The organism is Kitasatospora sp. NPDC004531 (assembly GCF_053602195.1).
Genome location: NZ_JBSGDD010000040.1, coordinates 1 through 14852, shown reverse-complemented (window position 1 = coordinate 14852; position 14852 = coordinate 1). Strand labels below are relative to the sequence as shown.

Annotated in this window: 10 protein-coding genes; 5 read left to right on the top strand and 5 right to left on the bottom strand. The window is 75.0% G+C overall.

All coding sequences use genetic code 11. The features are described 5' to 3' along the window. The first annotated feature begins 1 nt into the window (after position 1). The 3 genes from ACWEMJ_RS17945 to ACWEMJ_RS17935 are packed head-to-tail and all read left to right on the top strand — an operon-like array spanning position 2 to position 7124. On the top strand, positions 2–3247 hold the full coding sequence (locus ACWEMJ_RS17945) for a DUF4135 domain-containing protein (RefSeq protein ID WP_452138018.1): 3246 nt from the start codon (positions 2–4) through the stop codon (positions 3245–3247). A 29-nt stretch (positions 3248–3276) separates the two neighbouring features. Further along, a complete protein-coding gene (locus tag ACWEMJ_RS17940) occupies positions 3277–5553 on the top strand; it encodes a TOMM precursor leader peptide-binding protein (protein ID WP_452138017.1) in 2277 nt (758 codons plus the stop codon). Positions 5554–5606: 53 nt separating this feature from the next. After that, entirely contained in the window at positions 5607–7124 is a 1518-nt protein-coding gene (locus tag ACWEMJ_RS17935) for a SagB family peptide dehydrogenase (RefSeq protein WP_452138016.1), read from the top strand. Between the two features lie 84 nt (positions 7125–7208). On the opposite strand, the gene ACWEMJ_RS17930 is transcribed toward ACWEMJ_RS17935, so the two are convergent. The 3 genes from ACWEMJ_RS17930 to ACWEMJ_RS17920 form a co-directional block, all read right to left on the bottom strand. Then, the gene (locus ACWEMJ_RS17930) at positions 7209–7901 is read right to left on the bottom strand and encodes a response regulator transcription factor (protein ID WP_452138015.1); all 693 of its coding nucleotides are present in this window, start codon (positions 7899–7901) and stop codon (positions 7209–7211) included. A 34-nt stretch (positions 7902–7935) separates the two neighbouring features. Next, entirely contained in the window at positions 7936–8202 is a 267-nt protein-coding gene (locus ACWEMJ_RS17925) for a hypothetical protein (protein WP_452138014.1), read from the bottom strand. Positions 8203–8516: 314 nt separating this feature from the next. Then, on the bottom strand, positions 8517–8849 hold the full coding sequence (locus ACWEMJ_RS17920) for a hypothetical protein (protein ID WP_452138013.1): 333 nt from the start codon (positions 8847–8849) through the stop codon (positions 8517–8519). A 277-nt stretch (positions 8850–9126) separates the two neighbouring features. Here ACWEMJ_RS17920 and ACWEMJ_RS17915 point away from each other — a divergent pair, with 277 nt between their 5' ends. Then, entirely contained in the window at positions 9127–10140 is a 1014-nt protein-coding gene (locus tag ACWEMJ_RS17915; protein ID WP_452138012.1) for a LuxR C-terminal-related transcriptional regulator, read from the top strand. Between the two features lie 19 nt (positions 10141–10159). Here ACWEMJ_RS17915 and murJ read toward each other — a convergent pair whose 3' ends face one another. Next, entirely contained in the window at positions 10160–12334 is a 2175-nt protein-coding gene (gene murJ, locus ACWEMJ_RS17910; RefSeq protein ID WP_452138011.1) for a murein biosynthesis integral membrane protein MurJ, read from the bottom strand. Between the two features lie 316 nt (positions 12335–12650). Next, the gene (locus ACWEMJ_RS17905) at positions 12651–13469 is read right to left on the bottom strand and encodes a phosphatase PAP2 family protein (RefSeq protein ID WP_452138010.1); all 819 of its coding nucleotides are present in this window, start codon (positions 13467–13469) and stop codon (positions 12651–12653) included. A gap of 323 nt (positions 13470–13792) precedes the next feature. On the opposite strand from ACWEMJ_RS17905, the gene ACWEMJ_RS17900 reads away from it, so the two are divergent. Continuing rightward, entirely contained in the window at positions 13793–14764 is a 972-nt protein-coding gene (locus tag ACWEMJ_RS17900) for a sigma-70 family RNA polymerase sigma factor (protein WP_452138009.1), read from the top strand. The last annotated feature ends 88 nt before the right edge of the window (positions 14765–14852 follow it).

The window sequence follows — 14852 nt, the reverse complement described above, 5'->3', positions numbered from 1 at the left end:
GATGTCGCTCGAAATGCAGACCTGGCTCCGCACCGCCGCAAGCCCCGGCGACCGGGCCCGCGCCGCCGCCCTGCTGCCCGGCCTCCCCGGCGCCGACGAACGCCTGCACGCCGTGATCGCCGCCGCCGCGAGCTTCGAGGAACGCGCCGCCGCCCGCGACGACGGCCGGGCGCTGTTCGTCCCCGACCCGGCCGAGGACCGCCGCAGCCGCGCCGCCGCCGTGGAGACCTGGCTGCGCCGCGCCGCCGGCGACCAGCGCTCCGCCGGGGTGCTGCTCGACCACCTCGCCGAGACCGGCCGCCCGCTCGGCGAGGGCCTGCGCCGCGTCCGCCTCGCCGACCCGGCCAGGCTGCCGTCCTGGGCGTACCCGCTGGCCGTGTTCCTGCGCGCCCAGAGCGCCGAGGCCGCCACCGGCCCGGGTGCGATCGCGGCCGGCTTCGTGGCCGCCGCCGACGCCCTGCTGCCCGCCGGCGACGGCGTGATCCTCGGCGTCCCCGTCACCGCGAAGGGCCGCGCCGACGTGGTCGGCACCCTCACCGGCCGGCTGGTCGAGGTCGCCAACCTGACCCTGTGCCAGGAGTTCCAACTCGCCACCGGCCGTCCCCGCGCCACCGGCTGGGACGCCGAGGGCGGCCCGGACGCCTCCACCGCCGGCTGGCTCGCCCGCCTGGAGCGGCTGCCCGCCCTGGCCTACCTGATCGGCACCGTCTGCCGGCAGTGGCAGGAGATGTACACCGAACTGTTCGCCCGCCTCGCCGCCGACCGGGCCGGCCTGGTCGAGCAGATGTGGGACGGCGCCGACCCCGGCGCGCTCGACGCGGTGCACGGCGACGCCGGCGACCGCCACGCCCAGGGCCGCTCGGTGGCGCTGCTGCGCTTCGAGTCCGGCGCGGGCGTCGTCTACAAGCCCAAGGACATGCGGCACGCCACCGCCTTCCTCGGCCTGGTCGAACGGCTCAACCGCGAACTCTCCCTCGACCTGCCGCTGCGTACCGTGCTGGTCCGCTCCGACCGGGGCGACGACGGCCACGGCGCCTCGCTCAGCACCGACTGCTCCGGCGACTACGGCTGGGAGGAGCTCGTCCCGTCCCGCGAATGCGCCGACCCGGCGGGCTTCGCCCGGTTCTACCGCCGCCTCGGCATGACGATCCGCCTGGTCCAGCTGCTGGAGGGCCGCGACCTGTGGGCGGACAACCTGCTCGCCGACGGCGAGCACCCCGTGCTGATCGACCTGGAGTGCCTGCTGTACCCCCGGGTGCAGGCCCCGCCGGTGCTGAAGGAGTCCCAGCACGCGCTGCTGGACGAACTGGAGACCACCGTGGTGCGCACCGCGATGGCCTTCCAGGCCTGGACGCCCGCCGGACGCACCGACGCCCTCGACATCGGCTGCCTGTCCCGGGTCGGCAGCCTGGAGATCGTCCCCGGCGTGCCCGCGCTGCCCATCACCGCCTACCGCCCGGTGCACGACGGGCAGCCCGCCGACCCCTGGCAGTACACCGACGAGGTGATCGACGGCTACCGCGAGATGCACGCCGCCCTGCACCGCCTGCGCGGCGAACTCGCCGACCCCGAAGGCCCGTTGAGCGGATTCCGGGGCGTCTGGGTGCGCTACATCTGGCGCCACACCTGGGACGGCTACAAGATTCTGCGGGCCTCCACCAGCCCGCTCGCCCTGGACGACGGCGCCACCCGGGAGACCGTGATCGCGGGCGCGCTGCGCGGCGCCGTCACCGCCCGCTCCGGCGACGCCGACCGCGGCGACCTGCTGGAGGTGGTGCTCGCCGAACTCGACTCCTTCCGCACCCTGGACATCCCGTTCTTCCGCTCGCTGACCACCTCCTCCTCGGTGTTCACCGCCGACGGCCGGGAGATCCCCGGACACTTCCGCTCCACCGGCTGGCAGCGCCTGCAGCAGCGGGTCGCCGAACTCGACGGCTTCGACCTGGACACCCACGTCGCCGTGCTGTCCGGCTGCATCGACGCCGCCCGGGCCGGCACCGAACAGCCGCCCGTCAAGCCGGTGCGCCCACTGGCCGCCGCCGAACCGCCCACCCCCGGCGAGCTGCTCACCGAAGCCGTCGCCGTCGGCGACCGCATCCTCGCCGCCCGGCGCGGCACCGGCTGGGTCGCCCAGGGCTGGTACCCCGGCACCGGCCTGCGCCAGGTCGAGGTGCTCGGCCCCGACCTCGCCTCCGGCACCCTCGGCATCGCCCTGTTCCTCGCCGAACTCTGGTCCGCCACCGGCGAACCCCGCTTCCACCGCGCCGCCCACGGCCTGCTCGCCGAGGCCGCCGCCCTGATCGACCCGCGGGAGCCGAAGGCCTTCGCGTTCGCCGCCGACTCCCGGCTCGCCTCCGGCGCCCCCGTCCCCGGCGGGCTGTTCGGCCCCGGCGCGATCATCCACGGCCTGGCCCGCGGCGGACTGCTGCTCGGCGAAGCCGACTTCCTGGCCGCCGCCCAGGCCCTGGTGCCCGGCGCGCTGTCGGTCGCCGAATCCGCCTCCAACCGGCCCGGCCGCCCCACCCGCAACCCGCACCACGACATGCCGCTCGGCACCGCCGGCCTGCTGCTCAACCTGCTCCGGCTGCGCCGCGCCGCCGGCCCCGGCCACGCCGACACCGACCGGGCGATCCGCACCCTGGCGGCCGGCGCGGTCGATCGACTCGGCGCGGACGACGCCCCGTTCGACTTCCGGGAACTCGTCCCCGGCGGCCCCGACTCGATCGCCGCCGCCCTCGCCCGCACCGTCGCCGAGGCCCCCGCGCTGCTCGCCGACCCCGAGGCCGTCCGGGCCCGGCTGCGCGGGCACCGCTTCGCCACCGCCACCCGGGCCGGCCGCCTCGCCTGCCTGGACACCGCCGTCTCGCTCGGCGCGGACGCCGTGGACGGCGCCGACCTGGGCGCCCTCGCCCCGCCCGTCACCGGCCCCGAACTGGCCGCGCTCACCGGCCGGGCCCTGCTGTCCGCCGCCACCGAGGCCCTCACCGCCGCCGAGGCGGGCCTGGTCCACACGCTGCCCGACGACGCCGAGGCGCTGCTGCCCGGCCCGTTCTACGACGGCCGGGAGGCGGCCGGCCTGATGGTCCGCGAACTGCTCACCCGCCACCGCCTGCACGGCACCTGGTTCCCCGACCGAGCGGTGCAGGACGCCGTCAACCTCGGCGCGCTGGACGGCACCGTCGCCGTCGGCCTGCTGCTGCTGCGCCAGCACGACACCTCCGCCGCCCCGCTCGCCACCCTGCGCTGACCGCCCGCCGCTTCGAGGAGTACCCCGCCATGTCCGAACTCATCGGCTTCAAACGCCACTTCACCCCGTACGTGGTCGACGGCGAGGCCGTCTACCTGGTCTCCGAGCGCGGCGTCTCGGTGGTCGACGGCAGGCTCGCCCAGGCCCTCGCCCCGCTGCTGGACGGCACCCGTACGGCTGAACAGATCGGGGCCGCCCTGGACGGCGTCGTCCCCGCCGACAAGGTCGACGCGGGCGTCGACAAGCTCCGGGCCGGCGGCTGGGTCACCGCCGCCGACCCGGCCACCGACCGCCCCGGCGCGGCCTTCTTCGAGATGGCCGGGCAGGACGGCGACACCGCGATGACCGCCCTGCGCGGCGCGACCGTCCGGGTCGAGGTCTACGGCGACCTGGAGGCCGCGCCGTTCCTGGACGCGCTGGCCGCCGCCGGCGTGCGGGTCGACCAGGACGCCGCGTTCACCGTCGCCCTCACCGAGGACTACCTGCACCCCGGCCTCGCCGACCGCAACCGGCAGGCCCTCGCCGACGGCCGCCCCTGGCTGCTGGCCCGCCCGGTCGGCTCGATCGTCTGGGTCGGCCCCGTGTTCAGCCCGGACGCCCCGGACGCCGCGCACGCCGACGGCTCCGGCTGCTGGGAGTGCCTCGCGCACCGGCTGTCCGCCAACCGCCAGTCGCTCAGCTACCTCCAGCACCGCCTCGGCCAGGACGAGCCGATCTCCACCGCCGGCGCCCACCTGCCCGCCACCCTCGCCCTCGGCACCCAGCTCGCCGCCCTGGAGACCGCCAAGTGGCTGGCCGGCGCCCGCCCCCCGCAGCCCGCCGTCACCACCCTGGACACCGTGCTGCTGGAGAGCGAGAAGCACGTCCTGGTCCGCCGCCCGCAGTGCCCGTCCTGCGGCGACGACACCATGATGACCAGGCGCCAACTCGCCCCCGTCGCCTTCGAGTCCCGCCCCAAGGCGTTCACCGCCGACGGCGGCCACCGCTCCGCCGCGCCCGAGGACATGCTGGAGAAGTACCGCCCCCAGCTCAGCCCGATCACCGGCGTGGTCACCACCCTCGTCCCCGCCGCCCGCACCCCCACCGGCCTGCGGGTCTACGTCTCCGGGCAGAACCTGTCCCGGCAGAGCGGCGACCTCAAGCAGCTGCGCACCGGACTGCGCTCGGTCAGCTGCGGCAAGGGCCGCACCGACGTGCAGGCCCGGGCCTCCGCGCTCGGCGAGGCCATGGAACGCTTCTCCGGCGTCTTCCAGGGCGACGAGGCCCGCCGCCTCGCCACCTTCGCCGAACTCGGCGACGCCGCGATCCACCCCGAACGCACCCTGCTCTACTCGGCGAAGCAGTACGCCGAACGCGACCGCTGGAACGTCAAGCAGTCGATGTTCAACGTCGTCCCCGAGCCCTTCCGCCCCGACGACCCGATCGAATGGTCCCCGGCCTGGTCGCTCACCGAGCAGCGCCACCGCTGGCTGCCCACCCAGGCCATGTACTACGGCTACCGGCACCGCGGCCGGTTCTACGCCGCCGGCGACTCCAACGGCTGCGCCGCCGGCACCTCCTTCGAGGACGCCGTCCTGCAGGGCTTCCTGGAACTCGTCGAACGCGACGCCGTCGCCCTCTGGTGGTACAACCGCGTGCAGCGCCCCGGCATCGACCTCGACGCCTTCGGCGACCCGTACATCGACCAGCTGCGCGAGGTCTACCGGGGCCTGCGCCGCGAGATCTGGGCCCTCGACCTGACCGCCGACTTCGGCATCCCGGTGGTCGGCGCGTTCTCCCGCCGCCTCGACGCCGCCCCCGGCTCCGGCACCCACGAGGACGTGCTGATCGCGTTCGGCGCGCACCTCGACCCGCACATCGCGCTCACCCGCGCCCTCACCGAGATGAACCAGTTCCTCGGCCCCGTCGCCGGCGACGAACACGGCCGGGTCGGCTACGCGGGCGCCGACCCCGAGCAGAAGGCCTGGTGGACCACCGCCACCGTCGCCAACCAGCCCTACCTGCTGCCCGACCCGAACGCCCCGCGCGCCACCCCCGCCTCCTGGCTGCCGCTGGCCGGCGCCGACCTCGCCGACGACCTCGCGCTCGTCCAGCGGATCGTCGAGGACCACGGCATGGAGTTCCTGGTCGCCGACCAGACCCGCCCCGACGTCGGCCTGCCCGTCGCCCGGGTGATCGTCCCCGGCATGCGGCACTTCTGGGCCCGCTTCGCCCCCGGCCGGCTCTACGACGTCCCCGTCCGGCTCGGCTGGCTGGACACCCCGACCCCGGAGAGCGCGCTCAACCCGATCCCGATCTTCATCTGACCGAAGCGCGGGGCAGCCCGGCCCGGCTGCCCCGCCCACCCGGGGAGGTACCCATGACCGTCATCGAACACCTGCCGCCCGCCCCCGCCACCGGAGGCCACCGCCCGCTGCGCCGCCTGCTGCGGCTGCGCCCCGAGGTGGACGTCACCGCCCAGGGCGCCGACGTCGAACTCGCCCACCCGTGGGGCCGCCAGCGCGTCCACGCCCTCGGCGAGCGCACCGTCGCCGCCCTCGACGAACTCACCCGCACCGACGCCGACCTCGACGAGCTCGCCCTCGACCAGGTCCGGCTGCTCAAGCTCCTCGAACGCTTCCCGTACCTGGTCACCACCACCGTCACCGACCCGCTCGGCGACCCGCTGGCCACCGCCGTGCCGATCGCCCGCGCCGCCGCGCTGCCCGGATTCGCCCGCCCCACCGGCCAGTTGGTGCTGTCCCGGTTCGCCTACCTGCGCCGCCTGCCGGACGGCCACGGCGAGTCCTGCGTGCTGGAATCCCCGATGGCCCCGTTCCGGCTGGTCCTCCACCGGGCCTGCGCCGGCGCCTTCGTGGCCGCGCTCAGCACCTCCCGCACCGCCGAGGACGCCGCCCTGCTGTCCGGCATGTCCCCCGGCGAGGGCGAGGCACTGGCCGGACTGCTCGCCGGCGGCGGCTTCCTGGACGCCGGCCAGGGCGCCGAAGCCCCGCTCTGGGACTTCCACGACCTGCTGTTCCACGCCCGCAGCCGCCCCGGCCGGCACGACTACCCGACCGGCGGCGTCTTCGCCCACCAGGACGTCCCGCAACTGCCCGCCGTCTCCGGCCCCGGCGCCCGCGAGGAGGGCGAGGGCATCGACCTGCCCGTCCCCGACTGGGAGACCGTGGTCGCCCGCGACCCCGCCCTCAGCGAGGTCCTCGAAGGCCGCCGCTCGGTCCGCTCCTACGCCGAGACCCCGGTGACGCTGGACCAACTCGCCGAACTGCTCTACCGGGTGGCCCGGGTCCGCCGCGTCATCCCCGGCGACCCCGCCGACCCGCACGGCTACGACGGCGTCGAACGCCCCTACCCGGCCGGCGGCGCCACCGGCGAACTGGAGGTCTACCTCTCCGTCGTCAAGTGCGTCGGCCTCGAACCCGGCGTCTACCGCTACGACGCCGCCGCCCACCGGCTGCGCCCCCGCCCGTTCCAACACCCGGGCGAGGAGAGCGCGTTCAGCGAACTCGTGACCGCCGCCTGGCGGGCCACCGCCTGCACCGTCGACCCGCAGGTGCTGCTCACCGTCACCAGCCGGTTCGGCCGGCTGTCCTGGAAGTACAGCCAGATCGCCTACGCGCTGACCCTCAAGCACGTCGGCGTGCTCTACCAGACCCTCTACCTGGTGGCCACCGCCATGGGCCTGGCCCCCTGCGGACTCGGCTCCGGCGACACCGACGCCGCCGCCCGCGCCCTCGGCCTCGACTGGACGGCCGAATCCTCGGTCGGCGAGTTCCTGATCGGCAGCCGCCCCGCCGGCCTGCCGCGCACCGCGCACGGCTTCGCCGACGTGGTGGACGCCGCCCGCGCCGGGGAGGGCTTCGGCGAGAACTACTGAACCCGCACCGGGCGGGCCGTCCGGACGCACGCCTGCGACCCGTCAGCGGGAATCTGACGGGTCGTCGGCGAACTTCGGGTCGAACTACAGCCAGCCGCACTCGCGGGCGATCCGGATCGCGTCGCACCGGTTGCGCGCCCCGGTCTTGGCGATCGCCGCCGACACGTAGTTGCGCACCGTCCCGGGCGACAGCGACAGCGCCGTCGCGGCCTCCTGCACCGTGCTGCCCTCGGCGATCTCGCCCAGCACCGCCAGCTCCCGGCGGCTGAGCGGCCCCGCCTGCCCGGCACGCACCACCTCCAGCACCAGCCGCGGGTCGTACACCCGCCCGCCCCGGGCCAGTTCGCGCACCGCCGCGATCAGCGCCGGCGCCTGCACGTCCTTCAACAGCACCCCGGCCGCGCCCTCCACCAGCGCCCGCCGGTCCTGCGCCGTCCGCGGCAGGGCCGGGACCAGCAGCAGCACCGCGGCGCCCGGCGCGGCGAGCTGCACCCGCCGCGCGGCGGCCGCCGGGTCCGGCTGCTCGGCGTCCAGGCCGAGCACCACGACCGCCGGGCGCGCCCCGGGCGCCGCCGCCGCGGCCTCCTCGCCGCCGACCGCCTCGGCGACCACCGCGAGGTCCTCCTCCCGGTCCAGCAGGGCCCCCAGCCCCGACCGGAACAGGTGGTGACGGTCGGCCAGCAGCACCCTGGTCGGGCTCGCCGCCGCGGCCGCGGCGAGCGGGAACTGGTGCGACCCGGCCCGCTGCGCCAGCGGGCGTTCCAGTGCGATGGTCATCCGGACGCCTCCCCGGCCCCGCCGCCCGGCCCGGTCAGCCCCAGCCCCAGGTGTCCGAGTGCGGCGGCTCGGTCGAGGTCGGGCTGCCCGACGGCGACGGGGTGGCCGGCGGGGTCGGGCCGACCACGATCGCCTGCGCGCCCGCGTCCGTCGGCGTCTGCGGCTCGCCCGCGACGACGCCGTCCGCCGTGACCACCGCGCTCGGCCCGTTCGGCCCTGCCAGCTCGGCTGCGGTGGCGACGCCGCCCACCAACATCGCACCCAGAGCGGCAATCGTGACAAAACGGATGTTCAGCGTCATGGGAGTGCCCGATCCTCTCGCGTTCGGCCGATCCCCGGGCTGCCGCCGGGGCCGCGTGGTGTGAACAGCCGTCAGGTCTCCGGTGCGATCCGCGGCCCCCGCCGGGGGCTGCTCCCGCGGTCTCGCTCCGCCGTCCTGCCGACATCACCAAGAGTGGCCCGGCCGGCACCCCCGCGTCAGCATCCGGAGCTGGCACCAGAGTGCCGTGACACCGAACGGCCAGCAGGCCGCCCCGGCCTCAACTCCGGGCGCGCGTCAGCGACCTGGCGCCACGGCGGGTCGTCCCCGGGCCCGCGACCTGGCACAACGGCCGGTCAGCTCCGGGCCCGCGCCGGCAGCGCCCCGAGCGCGATCCACGGGTCCGCCTCGCAGCGCACCACCGACCAGCCCGCCAGCGGCCCGCCGGGCTCCGCCAGCGCACCCGCGCCCGCCCGCATCGCCCGCTCCGCGGCCAACAGCGAAGGGGCGGTCAGGAAACACACCGCCGCCAGCCCGTCCGGCCCGGACAGCACCCGGGCATGGCACACCCGGGCCCCGTCCAGCGACAGCCGCATCAGGGCCAGCCGCACCGGACCGGCCCCGGCCTCCGCCACGGGCCGACCCAGGACGGGCCGCGGCGGGATCAGCTCCAGACGGATTGCGTACACCCACCCAGCGTGACAAACCCGGGGCCCCGTCGGAGGGCGTCACGGGTGACAGATCTCCGCCTGGCACGAAGATGACAGTTGCTCGGCACCCTTCACTGTTCGCCCACCTGTCCGACAGAATCTCCGCAAGTCAGTTCTGGAGGGGAGTCGGGCGGCGCTAGCCTGACGCCCGATCAGGACGCTACCCGGGGGCAGCGCCGCGAGCCGGCGCCTTGGAGGCCGAAATGAACAGAGCGACGCGCACCGGTACCGGACAGGGCATCCGGAAGTCCGCCCGTTGACCGCCGGCGGCCCGATCGGCCTCGACGCCTTCGGCGAAGCCGTCTACCGGGCGATGCTGCTGCACCCCGACCTCGACACCGGCGGCCTCGCCGCCCACCTCGACACCACCGAGACCGAGGTCTGCGACGCCCTCGACCGCCTCGCCGACCTCGCCCTCACCCGCCCCACCAGCTGCGGCACCCGCTGGCGCGCCGTCAACCCCGAACGCGGACTGGCCGCCCTGCTCGCCCACCAGGAGGCCGAAGCCGCCCGCCGCCAGCGCGAGATGGAACGCAGCCGCGCCGCGATGGCCGGCCTGATCGCCGAGTACGCCAGCCTGCACGCCCCCGGCGAACAGCGCGGCATCGAAATGCTCGCCAGCCTCGACCAGGTCCGCGACCGGCTGATCCAGCTCGCCTCCGACGCCACCGCCGAAGTGCTCTCCTTCGCCCCCGGCGGCCCGCAGCCCGCCCAGGTGATGGAGGCCAGCCGCACCCTCGACCAGGAGACCCTGGAACGCGGCGTCCGGATGCGCACCGTCTACCAGGACAGCGTCCGTAATGACCCCAGCACCGTCCAGTACGCCCGCTGGCTGCACGGCCTCGGCGGCGCCGTCCGCACCGCGCCCACCCTGCCGCTGCGCATGATCGTCGTCGACAACGCCACCGCCATCGTCCCGATCGACCCCGAGGACCCCCGCAAGGGCGCCGTCCTGCTCCAGAGCCCCGGCGTGGTCGCCGCCCTGCGCGCCCTGTTCGACCAGGTCTGGGACCACGCCCGCCCGCTCGGCGAACCCGACCGGCGCGACCCGCACGGCCTCACCGGCCAGGAACGCGAACTGCTGCGGCTGCTCGCCGAAGGCCTCACCGACGAACGCGCCGGCCAGCGCCTCGGCGTCTCACTGCGCACCGTCCGCCGGATGATGGCCGACCTGATGGTGCGGATGGACGCCCGCAGCCGCTTCCAGGCCGGCATCCAGGTCGCCGCCCTCGGCTGGCTGGCGGCCGCCGAGGACGCCCCCGCCCAATGAGCCCTCAGCGGCTGGGCCCTCAGCGGCGGTGCTTGCCGCCGGCGGCCGGGGCCGGGGTCGGGTACGGGATCCGCAGCTTGCGGGCGAACGGGGCCACCGACGCCCCCACGCCCAGCGGACGGGCCAGCGCGAACAGCGACACCAGCACCAGCAGCGACCCCGCCGCCAGCCCCGCCAGGCTGCCGAACAGCCCCTCGCCGAACCGGCCCGCCAGCCAGTGCGCCCCGAACGCGCCCGGCAGGCACGCCAGCACCAGCCCGAGGTGCAGGGTCACCAGCCGGAAGCCCTCCAGCCCGCTGCCGCGCCGCGCACCGCGGCGCGTCCCCAGGTCCACGGTGGCGTTCGCACCCGGCGCGAAGGCGTCCGTGCGCAGCACCATCGTCGAGTCCACCGCCCCCGTCCCCGCCTGGGTCTCGGCCTTCGGCGCCGGAGCCGGGGGAGCGCCCTTCGCCAGGCGGCGGCCCAGCGCGACACCCGTCACCACCACCGACAGGGTGGCGGCCACGGTGTGCGCCACCGCCATGCCGATCACCTTGTTCTCCAGCGACAGCGTCTCGTACGCCACCCAGCACAGCGCGGCGTTCGTGCCGGTGGAGACCACGGTCAGCCAGAACGGCGTCCTGGCGTCGCCCATCGCGTAGAAGCCGCGGGCCAGGCCGTACTGGGCGCAGAACGAGGGCAGGCCGACCGCGAAGGCCATCAGCAGCGAGGCGATCACCATCGCGTTGTCGTGCACCTTGGCATCCGACCCGTAGCCGTACGCGGCCATCGCGATCTGCGGTGCCAGCGCGAAGAACAGCACGGCGGCCGTGACCACCATCGCCGCCGAGGAGCGCAGCACTCCCGACAGGTCCTCGCCGATCTTCCGGTAGTCGCCCGCCGTCGCGGCCCGTGCCATCCCCGGCAGCAGCGCGGTCACCAGCGACACGGTGATCACGCCCTGCGGGACCACGAACAGCGCGTAGGCGTTGTTGTAGGCGGAGAAGCCGCGACCACCGGCGATGTGCGCCAGCTCCGCCGCCTTGCCTGCGGCGGTGCCCAGACTGGTGATCACCGCGAAGGACAGCTGGGTGGCCACCACCAGGGCCAGCGCCCAGCCCGCCGCGCGCAGCGGCCGGGTGAGACCCGCGCCGCGCCAGTCGAAGCGCGGCCGGAAGGTGAAACGGGCCGCGCGCAGCGAGGGCAGCAGCGCGGCGGCCTGCACCACGATGCCCAGGGTCGAGCCGACGCCCAGCAGCAGCGCGTCACTGCTGCTCACCTCGTCGGCACCCCACGCGTGGTGCCCCATCGCCAGGTAGCCGCCGAACACGCCGATCGCCACCACGTTGTTCAGCACCGGCGTCCACATCATCGCGCCGAACCGGTCACGGGCGTTCAGCACCTGCCCGAGCAGGGTGAAGACGCCGTAGAAGAAGATCTGCGGCAGGCAGTAGCGGGCGAAGGTGATCGCCAGCTCGCGCTGCACCCCTTCGAACTCGGAGTAGAAGTCGACGATCTGCGGGGCGAACAGCCAGGCGCCGAGCGTCAGCACCACGAGTATCGTCCCGCACAGGGTGAGCAGCCGGTCGGTGTACGCCTGGCCGCCGTCCTTGTGGGTCTGCATCGCGTGCACCAGCTCCGGTACGAACACCGAGGCCAGCACACCGCCGATCAGCATCATGTAGACGATGTTCGGCAGCGAGTTCGCCACGTTGAACGCCTCGCCGGCCGGGCCGGTGGCCAGCGCCGCCACGATCACGGCGCTGCGCACGAAGCCCAGCGCGCGGGAGGCCAGCGAGCCCAGCGCCATGATCAGGCCGTTGCGGCCGGTCGAGGCGGCAGGCTTCTTCTCCTGCGCCGGCGGCTCCGGCGCCTGCTCCTCGCTCGCCCGCGGCGCGGGCACCGGACGCTCCGGGGCCTGTGGCGGCAGCGGGGGAGGCGGCGGGTAGCCGGCCGGGGCGAACTGCTCCCACTCGGCGGGGATCCGCGCGAGCTGCATGGTCGGCTGGTCCGGCGGAACGTACGGGACGCCCTGCGGAAGGTACGGAACCCCCTGCGGGGAGTACGGAACGCCCTGCCCCGGGTACTGGCCGTCCTGCCCCGGGTACTGCCCGTCGGGTGCCGGGTACTGCCCGTCCTGCGGGGGGTACGGGCCGCGCTGCTGGGCGTAGGGATCGTAGGGGTCGGTCGGGCCGTCCGCGGTGTGCATGGTCATCGGACCCCCCGTCGATCGGTGCCCGTCCGGCGTTGCGTGGGAAAAATCTGCGTGAACTGCGGGAGATCGGTCTGGTCCGGGCTCCACCTGCCGGTTGCAGGGTGCATCCAGCCGCAGAAGTCTGCCGCAACTCGGCACCCGATGGGGAGTCGGGTGCCTGGCGGGGGCCTGCCCGGCCGGTCGCGGCGGGTGCGCGGGCGCCGCGGGGGGTCGGCCGACGAGCACCGTTTCCGCCCGGAAACACGCGGAATGTCGCCCACGTCCGTTCCCTCCCCCGGAGGTTGCCGCTGCGGACTGTGACGTTGCTCACGAACCGTCAGGGGTGGCCCGCTTCGCCGTCCGGCTCCAGTGGCGGCGGCGGGGCCAGCACCCGCTGCACCCGGGGCCGCAGCCGCCAGTGCAGGCGGCCGACGTCCCGGCCGAACCGGCCGGGCAGCCAGAGCTCCACCGCCAGCGTCACCCCGGCCGTCACCGCGGCCGCCGCCGCCCAGCCCGCCAGCACGTCGGACGGGTAGTGCACGCCCAGCGCGAGCCGCGTCCAGCCGACGCCCAGCACGGTGAGCGCCGCACCGGTGCCCGCCACGGCGCGCACCGCCCGGTCCGCGCGGGGCCAGATCAGCACCAGCAGCGTCCCGCAGGTCACCGCCGAGGCGATCGCGTGCCCGGACGGGAAGCCCATGCCGGAGCCCACCGCGACCGGGTCGACGAAGTGCGGCCGGGCCCGGCCGATCAGCGCCCGCCCGCCCGCGCTGGCCGCCCAGCCCAGCAGCCCGGTGGCCACCACCCAGCCGGCCAGCACCCGGGCGCGCACGCACCACAGCCACAGCGCGGCGGCGCCGAGCAGGGCGCGCATCGTCCACGGCGAGCCCAGGTCGGCGAGCGTCTGCATGGCCGCCGTCCACACCGAGTGCCGCACCGCGTACCGGTGCAGCGCCGCCACACAGCCGTCGTCCAGCCGGGACAGCGGCGACCAGCCGGCTTTCACCAGGACCAGCAGCACCGCGAACAGCAGCACACTCGTCAGCCCGATCCAGGCACAACCGAGCAGTGTCCGACGTTGAACCGGAGAACGGCGGCCGCCGCGGCCGCCGACCGGGGGCGCGGCAGCCGCCCGGGAGCCAGTGGACTGGTGCATGACAGTCACCTTCCCAGTGGCGGCGGGCCAACCGGCGGTCGACGGATAGCGATTCGGCATCGGTTGTGCGGATGTGTCGCGAAGGCCCCGCGCCGATCCGGTGGCGGCGGGTGGACGCGCGGTGTGCGAACCGCGTCACGCTGCGTCGATGGCCGGGATGAAAATCGGCAGGATACTGCATGCCCTCCGAAAAACTGAGCCACTTGGGAATGTTGTCCGATTTCTGTGCGTTGGATCGTTACGTGTGAGCCGGGAAATGGCCCACACGGTTGTGCCAGGCGGCGGATCGGAGCGCCCCCGGCCTCGTCAGTGAGGGAGCAAGCATGGCCACCCGTGCCGTCGTACGCGACAGGGCCGATCGGGCGCGCACCGCCCGGCCGACCAACCTCGAAGCCGACCGCGACCTGGTCGGCATGTACCTCGACGAGATCGCCAGGACGCCCCTGCTCGACGCCGCCGAGGAGGTCGAGCTGTCCCTGCGCATCGAGGCCGGGGTCTTCGCCCAGCACCTGCTGGACGAGCAGGAGCAGCCCGACGGCATCAGCCAGGAGGAGCTCCGGGCGATAGCCGACGACGCCGAGCGCGCCAAGGACGTCTTCATCCGGTCGAACCTGCGCCTGGTCGTCGCCGTCGCCCGCCGCTACCCGCGCAGCGGCCTGCCCCTGCTCGACCTGATCCAGGAGGGCAACGCCGGCCTGGTCCGCGCGGTGGAGAAGTTCGACTACTCCAAGGGCTTCAAGTTCTCCACCTACGCGACGTGGTGGATCCGCCAGGCGATCACCCGCTCGATCGCCGACCAGTCCCGCACCATCCGGCTGCCCGTCCACCTGGTCGAGGAGCTCGGCCGGATCCGCCGGGTGCAGCGCGAGAAGTCCAAGGAGCTGGGCCGCGAGGCCGAGCCCGCCGAGATCGCCGCCGAGCTGGACACCACCGAGCAGCGGATCAAGGACGTGCTGGACTGGGCCCGCGACCCGGTCAGCCTGAACATGGCGGTCGACGACGAGGGCGAGACCCAGTTCGGAGACCTGGTGGAGGACACCGGCGCCGTCTCCCCGGAGGACGCGGTGCTGGTGATGCTCCGCCGCGAGGAGCTGGACGACCTGATCGGCCGCCTCGACGACCGCACCGCCTCCATCATCCGCAGCCGCTACGGCATGGAGGACGGCCGCGAGCGGACGCTGACCGAGGTCGGCAAGCAGCACGGTCTGACGCGCGAGCGGATCCGGCAGATCGAGAAGCACGCGCTGGCCGAGCTGAAGAAGATCGCCGACCACGCTGGCTTCGAGGCCGCCTAGGAGGACGACCAGGAGAATGCCTCGGCGATGCGGAAGGCGTTCGAGGAGTGGTGGCGCGTGCTGCTCGCCCACGGCGACGCGGACGGCG